At 68.6% G+C, this 19,238-nt stretch carries 21 protein-coding genes and 1 pseudogene; 7 read left to right on the forward strand and 15 right to left on the reverse strand.

Annotation, left to right across the window (positions count from 1 at the left end):
• The first annotated feature begins 67 nt into the window (after positions 1–67).
• Positions 68–1,207 carry an MFS transporter gene (locus GC106_RS11265; RefSeq protein ID WP_173128053.1) on the forward strand — a complete coding sequence of 380 codons (1,140 nt, stop codon included), beginning with the start codon at positions 68–70 and terminating at the stop codon, positions 1,205–1,207.
• Here GC106_RS11265 and GC106_RS49260 read toward each other — a convergent pair.
• The gene (locus tag GC106_RS49260) at positions 1,188–2,411 is read right to left on the reverse strand and encodes a cytochrome P450 (RefSeq protein ID WP_312872596.1); all 1,224 of its coding nucleotides are present in this window, start codon (positions 2,409–2,411) and stop codon (positions 1,188–1,190) included. The two genes, GC106_RS11265 and GC106_RS49260, sit on opposite strands and share 20 nt — an antisense overlap.
• A gap of 59 nt (positions 2,412–2,470) precedes the next feature.
• Here GC106_RS49260 and GC106_RS11275 point away from each other — a divergent pair, with 59 nt between their 5' ends.
• Positions 2,471–3,094, forward strand: coding sequence for a TetR/AcrR family transcriptional regulator (locus GC106_RS11275; RefSeq protein ID WP_173128056.1), 624 nt, complete (start codon positions 2,471–2,473; stop codon positions 3,092–3,094).
• 117 nt (positions 3,095–3,211) lie between these two features.
• Positions 3,212–3,745 (forward strand): annotated as a pseudogene (locus GC106_RS11280) (response regulator); the annotation flags it as partial.
• Positions 3,746–3,776: 31 nt separating this feature from the next.
• Here the strand turns inward: GC106_RS11280 and GC106_RS47665 are convergent.
• The 10 genes from GC106_RS47665 to GC106_RS11330 form a co-directional block, all read right to left on the reverse strand.
• Positions 3,777–4,247, reverse strand: a complete 471-nt coding sequence (locus GC106_RS47665) for a DnaJ family domain-containing protein (RefSeq protein WP_173128059.1) — start codon at positions 4,245–4,247, stop codon at positions 3,777–3,779.
• A 91-nt stretch (positions 4,248–4,338) separates the two neighbouring features.
• Positions 4,339–5,550: a sensor histidine kinase gene (locus GC106_RS11290; RefSeq protein WP_173128062.1), complete on the reverse strand. Its 1,212-nt coding sequence runs from the start codon at positions 5,548–5,550 to the stop codon at positions 4,339–4,341.
• Positions 5,550–6,233 carry a response regulator transcription factor gene (locus GC106_RS11295; protein ID WP_173128065.1) on the reverse strand — a complete coding sequence of 228 codons (684 nt, stop codon included), beginning with the start codon at positions 6,231–6,233 and terminating at the stop codon, positions 5,550–5,552. The genes GC106_RS11290 and GC106_RS11295 overlap by 1 nt, the downstream gene beginning before the upstream one ends.
• A 4-nt stretch (positions 6,234–6,237) precedes the next feature.
• The gene (locus GC106_RS11300; protein ID WP_173128068.1) at positions 6,238–7,113 is read right to left on the reverse strand and encodes a S1C family serine protease; all 876 of its coding nucleotides are present in this window, start codon (positions 7,111–7,113) and stop codon (positions 6,238–6,240) included.
• A 10-nt stretch (positions 7,114–7,123) separates the two neighbouring features.
• Positions 7,124–8,083 (reverse strand): VWA domain-containing protein, encoded by a 960-nt coding sequence (locus GC106_RS11305; RefSeq protein ID WP_173128071.1) that lies wholly within the window; start codon positions 8,081–8,083, stop codon positions 7,124–7,126.
• The gene (locus GC106_RS11310; protein ID WP_173128074.1) at positions 8,080–8,991 is read right to left on the reverse strand and encodes a DUF58 domain-containing protein; all 912 of its coding nucleotides are present in this window, start codon (positions 8,989–8,991) and stop codon (positions 8,080–8,082) included. The genes GC106_RS11305 and GC106_RS11310 overlap by 4 nt, the downstream gene beginning before the upstream one ends.
• The gene (locus GC106_RS11315; protein WP_312872597.1) at positions 8,988–9,956 is read right to left on the reverse strand and encodes an AAA family ATPase; all 969 of its coding nucleotides are present in this window, start codon (positions 9,954–9,956) and stop codon (positions 8,988–8,990) included. The genes GC106_RS11310 and GC106_RS11315 overlap by 4 nt, the downstream gene beginning before the upstream one ends.
• A complete protein-coding gene (locus GC106_RS11320) occupies positions 9,953–10,180 on the reverse strand; it encodes a hypothetical protein (RefSeq protein WP_173128077.1) in 228 nt (75 codons plus the stop codon). The genes GC106_RS11315 and GC106_RS11320 overlap by 4 nt, the downstream gene beginning before the upstream one ends.
• A gap of 116 nt (positions 10,181–10,296) precedes the next feature.
• Positions 10,297–10,461 (reverse strand): 50S ribosomal protein L32, encoded by a 165-nt coding sequence (gene rpmF / locus GC106_RS11325; protein ID WP_173128080.1) that lies wholly within the window; start codon positions 10,459–10,461, stop codon positions 10,297–10,299.
• Positions 10,461–10,712, reverse strand: coding sequence for a type B 50S ribosomal protein L31 (locus GC106_RS11330; protein WP_173128083.1), 252 nt, complete (start codon positions 10,710–10,712; stop codon positions 10,461–10,463). Before GC106_RS11330 ends, rpmF begins: the two co-directional genes overlap by 1 nt.
• A gap of 52 nt (positions 10,713–10,764) precedes the next feature.
• On the opposite strand from GC106_RS11330, the gene rpsN reads away from it, so the two are divergent.
• A complete protein-coding gene (gene rpsN, locus GC106_RS11335; RefSeq protein WP_173128086.1) occupies positions 10,765–11,070 on the forward strand; it encodes a 30S ribosomal protein S14 in 306 nt (101 codons plus the stop codon).
• A gap of 25 nt (positions 11,071–11,095) precedes the next feature.
• Here rpsN and GC106_RS11340 read toward each other — a convergent pair whose 3' ends face one another.
• Positions 11,096–13,453: an InlB B-repeat-containing protein gene (locus GC106_RS11340; protein WP_173128089.1), complete on the reverse strand. Its 2,358-nt coding sequence runs from the start codon at positions 13,451–13,453 to the stop codon at positions 11,096–11,098.
• Positions 13,454–13,732: 279 nt separating this feature from the next.
• Positions 13,733–14,980 carry a Gfo/Idh/MocA family protein gene (locus tag GC106_RS11345; protein ID WP_217280378.1) on the reverse strand — a complete coding sequence of 416 codons (1,248 nt, stop codon included), beginning with the start codon at positions 14,978–14,980 and terminating at the stop codon, positions 13,733–13,735.
• Between the two features lie 195 nt (positions 14,981–15,175).
• Here GC106_RS11345 and GC106_RS11350 point away from each other — a divergent pair, with 195 nt between their 5' ends.
• Together GC106_RS11350 and GC106_RS11355 are read left to right on the forward strand one after the other, a co-directional pair.
• Complete coding sequence (locus tag GC106_RS11350) at positions 15,176–15,595, forward strand: YciI family protein (protein ID WP_217280420.1); 420 nt, start codon at positions 15,176–15,178, stop codon at positions 15,593–15,595.
• Positions 15,595–16,830, forward strand: a complete 1,236-nt coding sequence (locus GC106_RS11355; protein ID WP_173128095.1) for an RNA polymerase sigma factor — start codon at positions 15,595–15,597, stop codon at positions 16,828–16,830. Before GC106_RS11350 ends, GC106_RS11355 begins: the two co-directional genes overlap by 1 nt.
• Positions 16,831–16,839: 9 nt before the next feature.
• Here GC106_RS11355 and GC106_RS11360 read toward each other — a convergent pair whose 3' ends face one another.
• Together GC106_RS11360 and GC106_RS11365 are read right to left on the reverse strand one after the other, a co-directional pair.
• On the reverse strand, positions 16,840–17,280 hold the full coding sequence (locus GC106_RS11360; RefSeq protein ID WP_173128098.1) for a hypothetical protein: 441 nt from the start codon (positions 17,278–17,280) through the stop codon (positions 16,840–16,842).
• A gap of 75 nt (positions 17,281–17,355) precedes the next feature.
• Positions 17,356–17,937 carry a TetR/AcrR family transcriptional regulator gene (locus GC106_RS11365; RefSeq protein ID WP_217280379.1) on the reverse strand — a complete coding sequence of 194 codons (582 nt, stop codon included), beginning with the start codon at positions 17,935–17,937 and terminating at the stop codon, positions 17,356–17,358.
• A 76-nt stretch (positions 17,938–18,013) separates the two neighbouring features.
• Between GC106_RS11365 and GC106_RS11370 the strand changes: the two genes are divergently transcribed.
• The gene (locus tag GC106_RS11370) at positions 18,014–19,198 is read left to right on the forward strand and encodes a cytochrome P450 (RefSeq protein ID WP_173128104.1); all 1,185 of its coding nucleotides are present in this window, start codon (positions 18,014–18,016) and stop codon (positions 19,196–19,198) included.
• Positions 19,199–19,238 lie beyond the last annotated feature (40 nt).

Consider the following 19,238-nt stretch of genomic DNA (forward strand, 5'->3'; position numbering starts at 1 on the left):
CACGCGGAAAAGAGATCTCGGTCCCAACCGCGGCGGCAATCGATTGCCTGTGACGTAGCGTCGGCGTATGCGGGCGATCAGGCTGTTGCAGCTCACAACGTTTGTGAGCACGCTCGACCGGTTCGTGATGCCGCCGATGCTGATCTCCATCGCCGCCGATCTGGCTGCCCCACTGTCCGAAGTGGTCCGTGCGGCCAGCGTCTACTTCCTGGTCTACGGGTTGATGCAACTGGTGTGGGGCACGGTGTCGGACGCGCTGGGCCTGGTCAGGACGATGCGGCTGACGTTGCTCGCCGCGGCGGTCGCCACGATCGCCGCGGCTTTTGCCGGCGACCCGCTTTGGCTGGCCATCACCCGAGGACTGGCGGGCGGGTTCTTCGGCGCCGCCTATCCGGCGAGCCTGGTCTACGTCGGCGACACGGTTCCCGCGAAGGAACGGCAACCCGAGATCACCCGCCTGATGGTCGGTACAGCGATGGGCATCGGGTTGGCGTCCATCGGCGCCGGCGTGACCGCTCAGCTGCTGTCATGGCGTGCGGCCTTCATCGCGACGGGCGTCGTATCGATCGTTCTGGCCGTATATCTGCGTAACCTGCCGCAGCCGCCGATGACGCGTAAAGGCAGCAACGTCGTCAAGGCCATCGCGTCCGTGGGCCGGACCAAGGCCGCCCTTTTTGTCCTTCTCATGGCATTCACCGAAGGCGTTGTGCTGCTGGGTGTTCTGACGTTGCTGCCGCCCGCGGTCGAGCAATCCGGGGCGACGCCGACAACCGCCGGGGCTGTCACAGCGGTCTACGGGCTCGCCGTGTTCCTGATGACGCGAGTGGTGCTGACGCTGACCAAGCGGCTGCACCCGTCCAGGCTCATCGCGATCGGCGCGGGCGCCGCCGTCATCGCGAGCGCTCTGCTCGCCATCGGCCAGACTCCCCTGATCACCATCGGCGCCGCCGTCATGCTGGGCCTCGCGTGGACCGCGATGCACTCGTCGATCCAGACGTGGGCGACCGAGGTGGTCCCGGACGCCCGCGCCACCATGATCTCGCTGTTCGCCACCGCACTGTTCGCGGGCAGTGCGGTGGCGGCCGCGGCGGTCGCCGGGCTGGCCGAAGCGGGCGCCTACGGCACGATCTTCTTCATCGCCGGCACGCTCACCATCCCCTTGGGACTGTTCGCGACGGTGGGCCGCGCTAGGTGGCGCGAACCTTGACCGGCAGCGTGGTCAGGCCACGCAGGTTGATCCGGTTGTTCCACCGCACGTCCCCGTCCAGCGTCAGCTCGGGGAACCGTCGCACCAGGCGGCCGATCGCGATCTGACCTTCCAGCCGCGCGAGCGCCGCGCCGAGGCAGTGGTGCGGTCCGCCGCCGAACGACAGGTGGTGCCGTGCTTCCTTGCGGTCCAGCCGCAACTTGTGCGCGTCCGGGCCGAACACGCGCTCGTCCCGGTTGGCCGATGCCAAGCAGGCGAGCACGAACGAGCCCACCGGGATCTCGGCGTCTCCGACGGTGTACGGCGTGATCGTGATCCTTCTTGTCTGCTGCACCGGGGAGTCGTAGCGCAGGAACTCCTCCACCGCGTTCGCGGCCAGGTCCGGTTGCTCGTGCAGCAGCGCGAGCTGGTCAGGGTTATGCAACAGGGCCAGAGTCCCGTTGGCGATCAGGTTGACCGTCGTCTCGTGGCCCGCCACGTACAGCAGGATCACCTGGGCGACCAGTTCGTCCTCGTTGAGGACCTGGCCCTCGTGCTCGGCCGTGATCAACGCGGTCAGCAGGTCGTCCGCCGGATTCGCCCGCTTCCACGCCACCAGTTCCTTGGTCAGCACGGTCAGCTCGGCATTGGCGTCCGCGATCGCCCGTGCGGTCTCCTCATCGGTGACCACTTCGAGCGATCGCACCAGAGTGCCCGAGAGATCACGAATCCGGGTGCTGTCGACCGTCGGCAGCCCCAGCATCTCCGAGATCACCGCGAACGGCAGCGGGAACGCCAGCTGCTCGACCAGGTTCGTGCTGCCCTGTTCGGCCATCTCGTCGAGCGCCGCGTCGACCAACGCGGTGATCCGCGGTGCCAGCGCCGAGATCGCGCGTCGGGTGAACACCTTCGTCACCAGCGCACGCAGCCTGGTGTGGTCCGGTGGGTCACGGTCGAGCATGGAGGCGGTCAGCACGCTGACCTGGTCGCCCGCCGTGACCGCGTCGACCTGCTGTCGCACCGGGCCGTCGGCCATGTTGCGGATCTCCACCGACTGCCCGGCCCGCAGCAGGGCGAGCACGTCGTCGTACCGGCTCAGGAACCAGAACCCCAAGGGGTGATCCTGCACCGGGTGTTCCTCGGCCAGCTGCTTGTAATGCGGGTACGGGTCGTCGAAAAACCCAGGTGAGAACGGGTTGAACCACACCCTCTCCGGCTCGGACACATCCCCTCCCACATACGCTGTGTCTGTCACATACACAATGTATGTCCTATGCTGTGAGTATGTCCACGGTTGCGAGCCGGCGCGAGCAGTACTCACAGGCCACCAGGGCGGCACTGCTGGCCGCGGCCACCCGCCGGTTCGCCGAACAGGGATTCGCCGGAACCGCGCTCGAGGACATCGCCGCGGACATCCAGGCCACGCGCGGCGCCATCTACCACCACTTCGCCAACAAGACCGCCTTGTTCCAGGCGGTCTTCGAGGAGTTGGAGCACGACGCGCTCGAGCAGTCCGCGGCGGCCGCGGCACGGGGGAAAGACCCGTGGGAGGCGGCGTTCCTCGCACTGGACGTGTTTCTGGAGCGGTGCTGCGACCCGGTCTACGGCAAGATCGTCTGGCAGGAAGGGCCGATCGCGTTCGGCTGGCCGCAGTGGCTCGCGGCCGAGGAAGCGTTGGCGTACGGCTTCATCCAGCGGCTGCTGAGCGATCTGATGGAGACGGGCCAGTTGGAGCGGCAGCCGTTGCAGACCACGACCCGGCTGGTCTTCGGCATGCTCAACGCGGCCGGGATGACACTGGCCGACGCGCCGGAACCGGCGAAACCACAGCTGAAGACCGAGTACCTGACCATGATCGGGCGGATGGCGTCGGCGTTGAGACCGCAGCCGAGCCCGGCATTCGAGTGAACCGGCACTCCTGACGGCAGGCGGCTCCGAATAGCCGTCATGACGGTTCATCACCCCGAATGCGCCCGGCACACGCACTGCGCGGAAACCGCGACGGGACGGGCCACAATCCCGGCCATGCGCGGCGACCGATTACCGACCCGCCCGGTGACGGTGGTGCTCGCCGACCAAGAGCCCATCCTGTCCACTCTGCCCGCTCTGTCCACTTCGGACGGGATTGCGGTGGTCGGCAGCGCCGCGACCGGTCCGCAGGCGCTCGACGCCGTCCTGCGGCACCGCCCCGACGTGCTGGTCCTCGAACCGCATGACGCGGGCATGAACACCATTCGCGACGTGGTCCGTGCCGCACCGCAGACCGCTGTCCTGGTCGTCTCCAGGCTCGACGACGACGCCTCGATCCGCACCGCCGTACAGGCAGGCGCCCGTGGTTATCTGGTCAAAGGCGCTGAGAAGGCGAGTATCGCGCCGGCTATCCGTGGCGTGGCCGCAGGCGAGGTGATCTTCGGTGCCGGGATCGCCTCACGGATCGGCAGGTTGCTCAGTACGGACGACGAGCTGACCGCCAGGGAACACCAGATCCTGAACATGTTGCGCGACGGGCTGTCCACCTCGGCGATCGCCCACCGACTGCGTCTCGCGCCCAAGACCGTGCGCAACAACCTGTCGTCGATCTACGCCAAACTCAGGGTTTCCGGCCGCGCCGAAGCCATCGGCGCTTCTCAGGCCGCCGCTCGACCGGCTCCGGCTTCGGCCGGTTCGCCCGCCACTGTGCGACGACCTCGTCCGCGTCCACTCGTCCGACCCTGAGGATGAACGGGCCGGACGGCGCCCGCAGCCACGCGACGATCTCCGCGTTCAGGTCGGCCACCAGTTCACGGACTTCCCGTTCCGACCGCAGATCGCGCACGGTCTCCGGCAGCCGCTCGATCTGTCTGCGCAGCCGCAACGGCGTGGGCAGCATCGTCTCGGCGGTGAGCCCCTCACGTTTCAGGTAACTCTTGATCCACCAGTCCTCTTCGTACGGTTTCCCCGCGCCCGGCAACGGTTTCCCCATACCGGGCAGGTTGTCGAAGTCGCCTCGTTCCCGCGCCGCCCGGACCTGCCGGTCGACCCACGTCTCGAAGGAGATGCCGGACGGCTTGCGTTCGGTCATACCCCCATGTTACGGACGGAACTTGTCGTCGATGTCCGGCAGCCAGAACGCCGTTTCCAACGTGCGCAGACAGGTCCAGCCTCGTGAGTGTTTATCCGGGTTCTAACCCCGATAAACACTCACGAGGGGGTTTGGGGGGTGGGGTGGTGGGCGGGGACGCGCCGGGCTCGGGGAACCACAGCACGAAGGTGCTTCCGCGCCCCAGCCGGGAGAACACGGCGGCCTTGCCGCCGTGGGACTCCACGATCTGCCGGACGATGGCCAGGCCGAGGCCGGTGTGCCGGTCGCTTCCCCGGCGCCAGAACCGGTCGAAGACCCGGCTCTGGTCCTCGCTTGCGATTCCTGGGCCGTTGTCGGCGACCGCGACCCACAGCCATCCCTCGCCACGCCCGGCGCCGACCGTGATCACCTCGCCCGGAGGCGACAGCCGGACCGCGTTGGACAGCAGGTTGCCGACCGCGCGCCGCAGGCCGTCGTGGTCACCGATCATGCGGAGGGAATCGCTGACCCGATAGGCCAGCCGGAGCCGCTTCTCCGCTGCCAGCAACGCGAACTCCTCCCCCGCTTCCCTGGCGATCGCACCGAGGTCCACGTCCGCGTCCACCAGGGCCGCCGAGTTCCGGCGGGCGGTCGCCAGCAGGTCCTCCACCAGCCGGGACATCCGGTCGGTCGCCCGGTCGATCACCTCGACGGCCCGCGTCCGCTCGGCTTCGCCCGCCTGGGTGGACTTCAGCGAAGCGTCGAGGTGCGCACGGATCACCGCCAGCGGTGTGCGCAGTTCGTGGGAGGCGTCGTCGATGAGCCGGCGTTGCGCGCGGAACGCGTCGTCCAGACGGTCGAGCATGGCGTCGATGGTGTCGGCCAGTTCCCGTAGTTCGTCCTTGGTCCCGCCGAGGTTGATTCGCCGGGACAGGTCCGTCGCCTGGATTTCCCGTGCGGCACGGGCAATGGACCGTGCGGGCCGCAGCGCCCGGCCGGACAGGATCCAGCCGATGCCGAGGCTGGTGACGAACAGGCCGCCGATCGCGTATCCCGAATACGTCCGCATCGCGTTCAGCGTGCGCAGTGTGACCTCGGATTCGATCTCCTGCACCGACGCCACCGTCATCGTGCCGACCGGGATCTCGGTCCCGTCGGCCCGTCGTTTCACCAGTTCGGCCTCGTACTGTTTGGTGATCGCCTGCGGGTCCGTGGTGCGCTCGACCGCGAAGTACGTGACCAGCAACCCGCCACCGGCGAGCACGAACAACAGCGTCGAGTACAACACCGTCAGCCGGAACCGGATCGAGCGCACGAACCGCATCACACCTCCTTCAACCGATATCCCTTGCCCACCACGGTCTCGATCACCGACGGCTCACCGCCGAGCTTGCGCCGCAACGTCCCCACGGTCACCCGCACGGTCTGCGTGAACGGGTCGATGTTCTCGTCCCACACGTGCTCAAGCAGGTCCTCAGTGGACACCACGTGCCCTGGCCGGGTCATCAGGTACTCCAGCACCGCGAACTCCTTCGGCGACAGGGAGACCTTCCGGTCTTCGTGCCAGATCTCATGCCGTGCCGAGTCCAGACGCAACGAGCCGTGCGTGAGGATCGCTGTGCTGCCCCGGGTTTCCCGTCGCAGCACCGCCCGCACCCGTGCCAGCAACTCGTCCAGTGCGAACGGTTTGACGAGATAGTCGTCCGCGCCGTCATCCAGGCCGCGTACGCGATCGGGCAGTCCGCCGCGAGCGGTGAGCATCACCACGCGGAGTTCCGAACCGCCGACAACAGGCATCGAACCGTCACGGATCGCGTTGCACAGCGCGAAACCGTCACCATCCGGCAGCATCAGGTCCAGCAGGAGCAAGTCGTACGCGTTCACCGTGAGCCGTTCGTACGCGGTGGCCACGGTTGTGGCGTGGTCCACCGCGTACCCGGCCCGCCGAAGTCCGATTCGCACGGCCTCGGCGAGATCTTCCTCGTCCTCGACGAGCAGCAGTCGCATCGTCTTACCTGCTCGTCGAGATGATGCGCTCGGCCACGCTCGCGGCCCGGTCGATCGGGATGGCGAAGCCGATCCCGATCGACCCGCCGCCCTCGTACGTGGCGATCGCGGTGTTCACGCCGATCACCTCGGCACGGGAGTTGACCAGCGGCCCGCCGGAGTTGCCGGGGTTGATGGACGCGTCGGTCTGCACGGCGGTCTGCTGGCCACCGCCGATCCGGGCCTGCCGGTCGACCGCGCTGACGATGCCGGACGTGACCGTGCCCGCCAGGCCGAGCGGCGAACCGATCGCCAGCACCTGCTCGCCGACTCGCACGTCGGCCGACCGGCCGAGCACGAGCGCGTGCAGATCGGGGCTGGGCTCGACGCGCAGCACGGCGACGTCGTTGCTGGGATCGGTGCCGACGACGGTGGCAGTACGCCTGCGGCCGTCCGCACCGGTCACGGTCACCGACGACGCCCCGGCGACGATGTGGTTGTTGGTGATGATGTGCACCCGGTCGTCGATCACGAAGCCGGACCCGGTGGCGGTCCGGCCGCCGCGTGGCGCCTGGACGGACACCACGCCCGCCCGGACCCGGTCGGCGACGCCGACCAGGCTGCCGGCCGGGGCGTCGGGTGCCGGTGCCGCCCGCGTGATGGTCGACGTTCCGGCCTGCTCGCCGGAGCCGCCCGCGTACCAGCCCGCCAGGCCGCCGGTCCCCGCCGAGACACCGGCGATCAGCAGCCCGGCGCCCAGTACCCGGCCCCACCGGCCGGGCGCCTGGGGCCCGGCCAGTGCGGGTGGCACCTGCCGCGGCGGAGGCGACGGCGTGAGTCCTGCGGCGGACTGGAAATCGGGCCCACGGGGTTCGCCCAGTCCAGTGTGGGTGGTGGTCATCTCCTGCCTCCTACGGGATCCGCGAGAACCAGAACATCGACGCGGCGGTCGTGCCCAGCGCGAGCAGCAGGCCGATGCCGATGAACCGGCTGGAGATGTCGCGCTGTTCGGTGTCGTAACCGACCGAAGAACCGATGTCGGAGTAGACGTCCCGCAACTCGGTCGCGGTCGCGGCCTCGTGGTACGTCCCGCCGGTCCGTTCGGCGACCGCGCGCAACGTCTCACCGTCGACCGGCACCTGTTGCCGCGTGCCACCGATCTCGACCGACCCGTTCTCGGTGCCGACCGAGACCGTGTCCACCGGGATGTTCGCCTGCGCGGCCTCGGCGGCCGCTTCGTCCGGATCGCGTCCGGTCGTGTTGGCGCCGTCGGACAACACGACCGCACGGGCCGGTGGCGGCTCCTGCGCCGCGCTGTCGTCGAGCGAACGCACGGCCTGCAGCGACGCGGTGATCGCCTCGCCGATGGCCGTACCGGTCGCTCCGGCCGAGCCCAACGTCAGCCGGTCGATGCCCGTCCGCAGCACCTCCCGGTCGGTGACCGGAGCGACGACCACGGACGCGTTGCCCGCGAAGGCGACGAGACCGACGTTGAAGCCGCCGGGCAACAGGTCGACGAACTCGTGTGCCGCCGCACGGGCGGCCGCGAGACGGTCGGGTGCCACATCCGTCGCACCCATCGACCGCGACACGTCCACGGCGACGATCACGGTCGCGCGTTCCTTGGGAACCTGGACGGCGGCGGTCGGCTGGGCGAACCCGACGACCAGGACCGCCAGCATGGCGAGGAACAGCCCGGCCGGAATGTGCCTGCGCCACCCGGGTTTCTTCGGCGCGACCCTGTCCAGCAAGGGCAGGTTGGTGAACCGCACCGCGTACTTGCTGCGTCGCCGTTGCAGCACAAGGTAAGCGACGAGCAGGGCGGCGACGGCGGCCAGCAGCCAGAGCCGGCCTGCCGACAGGAACGTCATCTCTTGCCTCCCAGGGCCAGTCGGCGTTGGGCGTGCACGTGCCGCACGATGTCGGCGACCCAGTCCCGGCCGGTGCTCAGCGGCACGTGCGCGGCACCGGCCGAACGCAATCCGCGTCGCACCGCAAGGCGTTGCTCGGACGCGGCGGCGGCGTACCGTTCCCGCAGCCGACGGCTACCGGTCGCGATCTCGCGTTTCCTGCCGGTCTCGGGATCGACCACGGTCAGCAGCCCGACGTCCGGCAACTCCAGTTCGCGAGGATCGGTCACCTCGATCGCGATCACCTGGTGCCGGGTAGCAAGCCTGCGTATCTCGCGTGGCCAGTCGCTGTCGTCGAGGAAGTCCGAGACGATCACGACAAGCGCACGCCGCCGCAACGCGGTGTGCAGAGCACGGATCGCATCGGCCAAAGCGGCCTGTTGCCCCTCCTGCCCGCGCGGTTGCGCGAGCAGCTTGCGCAGCAGGCCGATGAGGTGCGCGCGACCCGCCCTCGCCGGGTAACGGCGGACGCCGTCGCCGGTGAGAATGCCGGCGCCGAGCCGATTCCCGGCGCCCGCGGTGAGGAACCCGACCGCGGCCACCGCGGCCACGGCCAGTTCCCGCTTCTCCAGCTCGACGGTGCCGAAATCCATGCTCGGCGTGGCATCCACGAGCAACTGCGTCGTCAACTCGTGCTCCGCCACCGTTTCCCGGACGTGCGGCATGTCGGTGCGTGCCGTGACCGCCCAGTCGATCCTGCGTACTTCGTCCTCACCCGGCCGGTACTCGCGGCTTCCGGCGAGTTCACTGCCCTGCCCGGGCAGCAGTCCCGCGTACTCACCGCGGAGCAAGCCGTCGAGCCTGCGGGTGATGGTCAGCTCCAGCTGCCGGATCCGGCGATCCGGCACCAGATCACTGACGCTGGTCATGCCACGCTCGCCTGTGTCGGCGTGATCTGCGGGACCGGCACGCTCGCGACGATGTGCCGGACCACGGACTCCGCCGAGACACCATCGGCCAACGCGTCGAACGTCAGCACAAGACGATGTGCCAGAACGTCCACAGTCAACTCCTGGATGTCCGTGGGAAGCACGTAGTCACGGCCGCGCAACAACGCGAGCGCTCGCGCGGCCGCCGCCAGCCCCAAGGTCGCCCTTGGGCTGGCTCCGAAAGCGATCTTGTCGGCGAGGCCGACTCGTTCCGGCTGACGCGAGGTGAGCACGAGCCGGACGATGTACTCGGCGAGGGCGTGATGGACGTAGACGTCCTTTGCCTGCTCCTGCAACGCGAGCAGCGTCTGCGGGTCGAGCACGCGGCGCGGGACCGGCCTGCGGACGCCCATCCGGTACAGGATCGCCAGCTCGTCCGACTCGGTCGGGTAGTCGACGACCACCTTCATCAGGAACCGGTCGCGCTGGGCCTCCGGCAGCGCGTAAACCCCTTCCGACTCAATGGGGTTCTGCGTGGCGAGCACCAGGAACGGTTTCGGCACCTGGTACGAGTGGTCACCGATGGAGACCTGGCGCTCGGCCATGGCCTCCAGCAGCGCCGACTGGACGCGCGCGGGCGCCCGGTTGATCTCGTCGGCGACCACGACGTTCGCCATGATCGGGCCGAGTTCGACGTCGAACGTCTCCTTCGACGACCGGTAGATCCTGGTGCCCACGATGTCCGAGGGCACCAGGTCCGGGGTGAACTGGATCCGGGCGAACGATCCGCCCGCGGCGGTGGCGAGCGTCTGCGCGGCAAGGGTTTTCGCGACCCCGGGCATGCCCTCCAGCAGGCAGTGCCCGTCCGCGAGCAGCGCGACCACCAGCCGTTCGACCAGCCGGTCCTGCCCGACGATCATCCGCTTGACCTCGAACAGGGTCTGCTCAAGGGCTTCCGTCGTCACAGGGTCTCCGCGGACGGAGCCGGGGCCGCGCCGCCCGCGCCGCCGCCGCCGTTCTTCTCCGGGCAGTCCCGTTGCGGCTGCTGGTCCGGCTGTTCCTGCTGGACGATCCGCACGCTGGGCGTGGGCTCGTCAGCCCCACCGCCGCTCGCCCAGGCGACGCCGCCCGCGGCTCCCGCGACCACGGCGGCGCCGGCGATGACCAATCCAACGGTCTTGATCCTCATCTGCTGATCCCTTCCGTGATTTCACGATCAGGACCAATAGTGCAGCAGGAAAGGGCGAAAAACCGGCGAAGCAAAAACCGTGTTAAGCGCGACGGTGAATCGACAGCTGCGCAGCGTCAATGGACCAGGCCACGGCGATAAGCCTGGACGAATCGACGGGGAACCGACAGTTTCCGGCCGTCCGGTGTGGTGACCACGACCAGGTCGGGGGCACTTGCCTTCCACTGCGCCCGGCGGTGCCGGGTGTTGCTGCGCGACTTCTTGCGTTTCGGGACGGCCATCAGCGCCTCCTGTCGCCGTAGCGCTGACGGAACTTCTCGACCCGGCCCGCGCTGTCGACGAGCCGCTGCTTGCCGGTCCAGAACGGATGGGAGTCGGCGGTCACGTCGACCACGATCAGCGGGTACGTGTTGCCGTCCTCCCACTCGACGGTCCGGCTCGACGTGGCCGTCGACCTGGTCAGGAAGGCCTTGCCGGTGGAGCCGTCCTTGAAGACGACGGGATGGTAGTCGGGGTGGATGCCTGGCTTCATGGCCTGAAGGATACTCTCATTGACAACGGTTGTCGTTTTCAGGAGGTCGTCCGTGGCCAAGAAGTCCAAGATCGCGCGGGATGCCCAGCGCCGGGAGGTGGTCGCCCGGTACGCCGAGCGGCGGGCCGAGGTGAAGGAGATCCTGCGGTCCCCGTCGGCCTCGGACGAGGCACGAGCCGCCGCCAGGGCGGAGCTTCAGCGTCAGCCGCGTGACGCCAGTGCCACCCGGCTCCGGAATCGGGATGTCGTCGACGGCAGGCCACGGGGATACTTCCGGGCTTTCGGTTTGTCCCGGATCCGGTTGCGGGAGATGGCGCACAATGGCGAGTTGCCCGGGGTTCGCAAATCCAGCTGGTGATTCGGTCATCCCGGGAAATACAGGTTCAACTCCCCGTCTCGCAGCTGGAACCACCTTTGGCGGTATCACTTCCCCGCGCGTTCGACACGGTGACTTCGACGGTGGCCCGATTGTCCGAACCGCAGACGCTGGTCATGTATTTGTTGTCGTTCTCGTCCGTGATGGGGACACCGTCGACGATCCACCGGATCTGCAGCTTCGCCGGAGTGGCGGTCAAGGTGCAGGAGAATGTCCCCTTGCCCTGCGATCCGCACTCCAGGCTGGTGATCTGAGGTTTCTCGATCAGGGTGAAGGTGACGGAGACGCTTTGCTGCCCGGTCATGGTGAGCGAGCACGTCGCGCCTTGACCGGCGCAGGCGCCACCCCAGGCGCCGAAGACCCGGTCGTCGGCCGGCTCCGCGGTCAACTTCACGGCGGTGCCGGTATTCCTCGTGACCGAGCACGTCGACGGACACGTTCCGCCGCCGCCGACCAGCACCCGCCCGCCGGTCGGCGCGGCGATCGTGAGCGTGGCCTGGGGAACGGGCTTGGCCTCGAACGTGTGGCTGACGCTCTTCGCCTCATCCACGGTCACATCACAGGAAGCCCCGGATTTCCCGGCACAGGCGCCGCCCCACGAGCCCGCCTGGTGGGTGGCGTCCGGCTGGGCTGTCAACGTGATCTGGGTGTTGGGCTGCACGTCGACCGAACACGTGCCCGGACAGTTGATCCCGCCACCGGTGACGCTGCCACCGCCGCCGGGAACGCTGACCGTGAGCCGGACATGCGGCACCGCGGAAACAGTGACGTTGGCTGACGCCATCGCTTGCCGCCCGTCCGGCATCGTCGCAGTCACTGCGACGAGGTACGGCGTGGCCCGAGCCGCCGCCCACCGGTGCGTGGTCGTCGTGCCACTCCCGGTGGCACCGTCACCGAACGTCCACTGTGCACTGACGGGTGCTTCGCCGTTGAGGTTGTTGACCCGCAACGTCACCGTCTGGTTCTCGGTCGGCGTTGTGGTGCTCATCGAGATTTCGAGCCTCGGCTCCGCCGGCGGGGGATGCTGCGTCGTGGTCGTGGGTGTACTGCTGACCGACGGCGAATCGCTGGCTGTGGGCGACGCACCGGCAGGTTCGGAAGAGGGCTCGACAGGTTGCTGGTGCCCGGAAACCGGCGGACTGCCGACGCTTGTCCGCTGGGCGGCCTGACTCGGCACACCACCCCGCGGCGGCTGGGCCGGCGCGACCGCCTGACCGGCCGGCGAGGTTCGTTGCGGCGGCGCGGAGGGCGCGACGGAACCGCTCAGTCCTTTCCCCGGATTCCCGGCGTCGTACTTGGCGGCGTTGATCACCTTTCCGTCGAGCTGGATCACTCCGGCGCGTTCGGAGTTCGTGTCGTTGTAGAACACAACACCGTCACGGACCAGCAACTCGAACCGGACGTCCGGCGCGAGCACGGTCGGCTTGGCGATCACGCGCGAGTTCTCGACGTCGATGATCCAGACCTGCCCGGTCGTGTAGTCGGGCACGAATACCTGGTCGCCTGCCTCGACCGGCGGCCCGTAGGTGTTGCCCTCGCGCAGTCCGATGACTTTGCCGCAGTCGTTCGCCGCCAGGTCACACACGTTCAGCACGCCGCGGCCGACCACCAGGTACAGCCGATCAGCCCGGCGGGAACCGGAAACCTGGACGGTGTCCGTTGTGCGTAGGTCGAGTTCGACGGGATCGCCGGGCCGTCCGGTGTCGCTGTCGACGCTGACGGCCTTGCGGCCCGCGATGTCCACCACGACCGGACGGCCGCCGACCATGGTCAGTTCGGCGCCGCCGGGCTGGGCCACTTGGCGGCGGATGTTCAGCTTCCCGTCGCGCACGTGGGTCAGGTCGCCGGTGCGCGCGTCGATCGCCCAGAGCGTTCCGTTGTCGTCGATCATGGCTGTCCCCGCCGCGAACGTAACGGCGTTTCCTTGGGGCGCCAGGCTTTTGGGGTCGGTGTAGGCGAGCATGCCGCGTCGCTTGTCCACTGTGTACACAGTGTCGCGGCCGGGTATGACCGCGAGACCGTTCGTGGCGTCGGGAATCGGCGCCTGCGGGTCGGACAGTTCGTAGGTTCCGCCCTCCACCCGCCGTACGGTTCCGGCGCTTCTGTCGACGGCGTAGGCGGTCGAACCCTGTTGCGCCACTTCGAGACTGTGACCGGCGGGGGCGACCTGCACCTGCGCCGCGACTTCGACGTTGTTGCCGTCCAGCAGCGTCACCTGGCCGACCTTCGACGAGCTCAGCCAGGCCGCGCCGGACAGCAGTCGCACGTCGCGCACGGGCTCGCCCTTGTCCGAACCGATCACCACGATCACACCGAGCAGCAGTGCCGCCACAACGGCGAGCCCTGCCCGCGACCAAACACTCAATGCCCCTCCTCCGCCTGTGCCATAGCGGATTCGGTGCACAGTACCGTGCGGTTTGGTGCGAGTTCTCTTTCACCTTCGCGTGTCCACCACTCCGGCACCCCGTGTCCACCACTGCGGCACCTCGAAATGCCCGTTCCGGCACCATGAGTCGCACGCACCGGCGGCCGCGAACCAACCTGGGACTGGATCCGATCGATCCCGGGCGGTCAGCGTGTCCGGCGAGAATTAGGTGATAGCCAGCCCGCGGCCGCCAGTCAATCGCGCGCAGTGCGCGGATTTTCACTCGACAGTGACCACGGTGCCGGTGCGGCGGGCGCGTTCGGCTGCCCAGACAAGCCGGTGCGAATCCAGGCTTTCCCGGCCGTCGGTCAGGATCAGGCCGCGGTCACCGGTGCGCACGGCCTCGACGAACGCGTCGACGATCCCCTGATCACCACCGCCGTGCCCGTCGGCCGCGGTCGACCCGCCCACCTCCCCCACGTCCACGACGTCCGGGCCGGTCAGGAAGTCGTGGACGGCGATGGTCTCCCCGTCGCCCTCGATCGAGCCGCGGGTGCCGAAGATCCTGGTCTTGCGATGCGTGCCCGGCGCGAACGCGGTCATCGTGAACGACGCTGTCACGCCGCCGGAATACTCGATGTTGACCACCTGATGGTCGACCACGTCGTTGTCACAGGAGTACACGCAACGGCCGTAAGGCCCTTCCCGCAACGCCTTCATCACGCCGTCCACCGTGCGGTCGGTGGTGACGACGGACAGCGGCCAGTTCTTCTCAGGCCGGTCGAGGAACGGCAGGTAGATCCGCAGTGCCGAGTAGGGGCACGTCGCCTCGACGCCGCAGTCGAGGCAGCGGTCGGCCGCGCCTTCGGGTTGCCGCTCCTTCCGGAACTCGTAGAGGCTGCCGAAGGACGAGACGCGCCGCGCGGGCCTGCCGATGATGTACGCCAGCCAGTCCAGGTCGTGGCAGGACTTGGTCATCAACATGAAGCTGGACTCGTCCTCACGCCGCCAGTTGCCGCGCACGTACGAGTGCGCCTGGTGCCACCAGCCCACAGGCTCAAGGTGTTCCACGCTGACGATGTCGCCGATCCGCCCACTGTCGACGATCTGCTTGAGCACCCGCGAGTACGGCGTGTAGCGCAGCACGTGACACACCGCCAGCATCACGTCGGCTTCCTCAGCGGCCTGCACGATCCGCTCGCAGTCGGTCTCGGACGTGGCCATCGGCTTCTCCAGCAGCAGGTGGTAACCACGGCGAGCCAGCGCGACGGCCGGTTCCACGTGGTCACGGTCCTGCGTGGAGATCACGGCGATGTCCGCGATCCTGGGCCGGTCCAGCAGCTCACGCCAGTCGTCGAAGACCGCGTCCGCGGGAACCTCGTACTTCTCCGCGAACAGTTTCCGCCGCACGAGCCGCGGTTCGGCGACGGCGACGACTCTCGCCTTGCCTGTCCGGACCGCGCCGGACGCGTAGTTGTTGCCGCGGCTGCCCGCGCCCACGATGGCCATGGTCACCGGATTCGACAAGCGAGACCTCCTGGAGAAGGGGTGCCGATGCCCATTCTCGCAGCCTGCACCGGCCGATCGGCGCGTCCGCTGGCCCTGCGTACGGCCGGTGCGGCACCGTTGAGAAGATTTTTCGGCGGCGATGTCCGGGTCGGGCACCCCTGCTTCGACGTCTCTGGCGTAACACCACCGGAGAGGAGCAAGACCGTGAAGTACATGATCATGCTGATGGGCTCGCAGCACGACTACGACCTGCTCACCGGCAACACCCCCGCCGACCGGCAGCCGTGGACCGTCGAAGAGATCCGGAAGATGCACGAGTTCCTGGCGGACTGGAACAACGCGCTGGTCGAGTCCGGTGAGTTCGTCGAGGCCCGGGGCCTGAGTGCACCCGCGCACGCTCGCCGGGTGAGCACGAAGGACGGTGTGCCTGTGGTGACCGATGGGCCGTACCCGGAGACGCAGGAAGTGCTCGCCGGGTACACGATCGTCGAGTGCGAGAGCCTCGACCGGGCGACTGAGATCGCGGCCCGGCTCGCCAACACCCCGCACCCGGAAGACAACCAGCCCGACGACGCCCCCTGGTACGTCGACATCCGGCCGATCGCCGAGCACCGGCCGGAACCGGAGGTCTGATGCCGCTCACCGAGGTCGAGGGCCTGCTGCGGACGCTCGCGCCGCAGGTCCTCGGCGCGGTCGTGCGCCGCTACGGCCACTTCGACACCGCGGAGGACGCTGTCCAGGAAGCACTGCTGGCGGCGGCCACGCAGTGGCCCACCGAGCTGCCCGGCAACCCGCTGGCGTGGTTGATCACCGTGGCGTCCCGGCGGCTGACCGACCTGCTGCGCAACGAACAAGCACGCCAACGTCGGGAGAACAGGATCGCGCGGTGGGCCCTGCCGGAGGACTGGCTGTCCCCCGCGGCCGACCGGCCCGAGTCGGACTCCGACGACACGCTGATCCTGCTGTTCCTGTGTTGTCATCCCTCGCTGTCCGTGGCCTCGCAGATCGCGCTGACGCTCCGGGCGGTCGGCGGTCTGACGACCGCCGAGATCGCCAGGGCCTTCCTGGTTCCCGAGGCGACCATGGCCCGGCGGATCAGCCGGGCCAAGCAGACCATCAAGGACAGCGGGGTGCCGTTCGCGGTTCCCCAGGGAGAGGCTCGACGGGAGCGGCTCGGGGCCGTGCTGCACACGCTGTACCTGATCTTCAACGAGGGGTACGCGAGCACGTACGGGCCTGACCTGCAGCGAACCGACCTCGCCGCCGAGGCGATCCGGCTGACCAGGCTGGTGCACCGGCTGCTGCGGGACGACTGCGAGGTCACCGGGCTGCTGGCGCTGATGCTGCTGACGGACGCCCGCCGGCCCGCTCGCAGCGCGGCCGACGGCGGCCTGGTGCTGCTGGCCGAACAGGACCGCCGGTTGTGGGACTCCGCCCTGATCTCCGAGGGCGTCGCACTGATCAGCTCGGTCCTGCCGCGCGGCCAAGCCGGGCCGTACCAGATCCAGGCGGCCATCGCGGCCGTCCACGACGAGGCTCCGTCCTATGAGGAGACTGACTGGGCGCAGATCGCCGCTCTCTACGACGTCCTTCTCGGGTTCTCCGACAACCCGGTGACCGCTCTCAACCGCGTCGTCGCGGTCGCCATGGCCCGGGGAGCCGCCGTGGCACTCCCGCTGCTGGACGACCTCTCGGCACAGCTCGGCGAGCACTACCGGTACTTCGCCGTGCGCGGGCACCTGCTGGAGATGGTCGGGAATGCCACGGAAGCGCGGGCGGCGTACCAGTCCGCGGGCGAGCGGGCCACCAGCATGCCCATGCAGCGCTACCTGTTCGGCAAGGCCGCCTCGCTCGCCCCGCGGTCGTGAGCAGCCGCCTCACTTCGGGGCAAGCCGTTTGGCCTCACCGATCTCGCAGGTGACCTCGCCCTTCAGCGGCGTGTCGCCGGGGATGTCCTGGGTGACGGTCTGGCCGGGCTCCATCCGGTTCTTGGCGAACCGCGCCTCGCTCGTGCCACCGTTGGCGTCCTTGATGTTCACGCCGACCACATAGCGCTGCGGCAGCGGGGTGCTGTTGGTGACCTCAAGGGTGACGTCCTGGCCGTACGTCTTGTTCACGCACTTGGTGATCTTCACGTCCGACGCGGCCGACGTGTCCTCCTGAGCGGCGGTGTTGCCTGGCGCACCCGTCGGCTGGGAGCTGCTGCCGGGCTGGTTCTGGACGGGCGGCGGCGTCGCGCCGTCCTGCTTGCTGCCGCAGCCGCTCAGCCCAAGCGCGAGAAGCGCTGCCGGCACAGCCAGAGCTGCCAGTCGGTTCATCGGTGTGCTCCTGAAATAGCCCGAATGGATCTTGCGCCGGGGATTCTCACACATCCCGGACGCCCGTAGGGGCCATCACAAGAGTTCCGCAAGCCGACTGAAAGCCTGGTCAAGCGCCTCGGCCGGATCGCCGTGCGGATCTCGCGCCCAGTCGAGCAGCACGCCGAGCCCGACGCCGACGACCGCGTCCGTGATGATCTTGGCGTCCGGGCGCCGCGTCAGCGCCGCCATCCCGTCCGCCAGCGCACGCCGGCTTCTCGCGATCAGGCCGAGGTTCGCCGCCCACACCTCGGGGATGGTCAACATGGCCAGGTCACGTTCGTAGCGCGCCGCGCGCTCATCCGGTGCGAGGCCTGCGAAGACCGCGTGGAAGGCGCCGCGCAGGATCTCGACGGGCGTCGCGCCGGACGGTTGCGCCGCGATCGCAGAGCTCATCGCATCGGCGAGCGAGTAGTAGTCGTCGAGGACGGCCAGGTCCTCCTTGGTCGGGAAGTAGCGGAAGACCGTGCTGGGCGCGACCTCCGCGGCCTCGGCGATCTGCTCGACGGTCGTCGCCTGGTAGCCCTGCTCCTTGAACAGGCGCAGCGCGTGCTGCTGGATGGCGGTCTTCGTTCTGGCCTTCTTGCGTTCCCGCAGCCCGGTCGCTGGTTGATCCACGCGAAGAGGATAACCGGACACCGGAGTGTTCTCTTCTTTGACAGGTGACTGCCAAATCGGAGTAGACTCCGAAAATATGACCGACGTAGTGACGATCCCGACCGAACGCGATCACGACCGCCCGTTCGACCCGCCGCCCGACCTGGTCCGGCTCCCGCCGATCAACCGGCTGGAACTGCCCGGCGGCCATCTCGGCTGGCTGGTCACGACCCATGCCGCGGCCCGGACGGTGCTGGTCGATCCCCGGTTCAGCACCCGTCCCGATCTCAAACGCCCCGTGTTCGCCTCGGTCGCCCGGCCGGGCGGCGCCACGAATCCGGCCGCGCCCGGCTGGTTCGCCAGCATGGACGCGCCGGAGCACACGCGTTACCGCCGTGTGCTGATGCGCCAGTTCACCGTGCGACGGATCAACCAGCTCGAACCGTGGATCACCCGGATCACCGACGAACACCTCGACGCGATGGCGGACGCCGGGCCACCGGCCGATCTGGTGCGGGCGTTCGCCCTGCCGATCCCGTCGCTGGTGATCTGCGAACTGCTCGGGGTGCCCTACGACGATCACGAGTTCTTCCAGCACCAGACCTCGATCTTGGCCAGCTTCGACCGGACGCAGGACGAAGTCATGGCCGCGCTCGGCCGACTCGCGGGTTATCTGCGTGACCTGATCGTCGGCAAGCGGTCGCGCCCCGGCGAGGATCTGCTCGGCGGGCTGATCAGCGAAGGGGAACTGACCGACGAGGAGCTGACCAACATCGCGTTGCTGCTGCTCGTCGCCGGCCACGAGACGACCGCGAACATGTTGGCACTGGGGACTTTCGCGCTGCTGCGGCACCCGGACCAGATCGCCGCCCTCGGCCACCCCAACGCGATCGAGGAGTTGCTGCGCTACCTCACGATCATCCACCTGGGTACGCCGAACCGGGTCGCACTCGAGGACGTCGAGCTGGAAGGGCAGGTGATCCGGAAGGGCGAGACCGTCGCGATCGGACTACCAGCGGCCAATCGCGACCCGCGGGTGTTCGGCAACCCGGATGTCCTTCACCTGCAACGGGAAGAGGCACGCCGGCACCTCACGTTCGGCGGTGGCATACACCAATGCCTAGGTCAGCAACTGGCCAGAGTGGAGATGCGGATCGGCTACACGCGACTGTTCGAACGATTCCCGACGCTGCGGCTCGCGGTGCCCGACAAGGAGATCCGGATGCGGGAGAAGTCGGCGGCGTACGGCGTATGGGAACTTCCCGTCGCCTGGGACGTCTGAGCCCCCGCTCGCTGTCGCATGGCGAACTCGAACAGCTCGA

The organism is Kibdelosporangium persicum (assembly GCF_013280595.1).
GTDB classification, from domain to species: Bacteria; Actinomycetota; Actinomycetes; order Mycobacteriales; family Pseudonocardiaceae; genus Kibdelosporangium; species Kibdelosporangium persicum.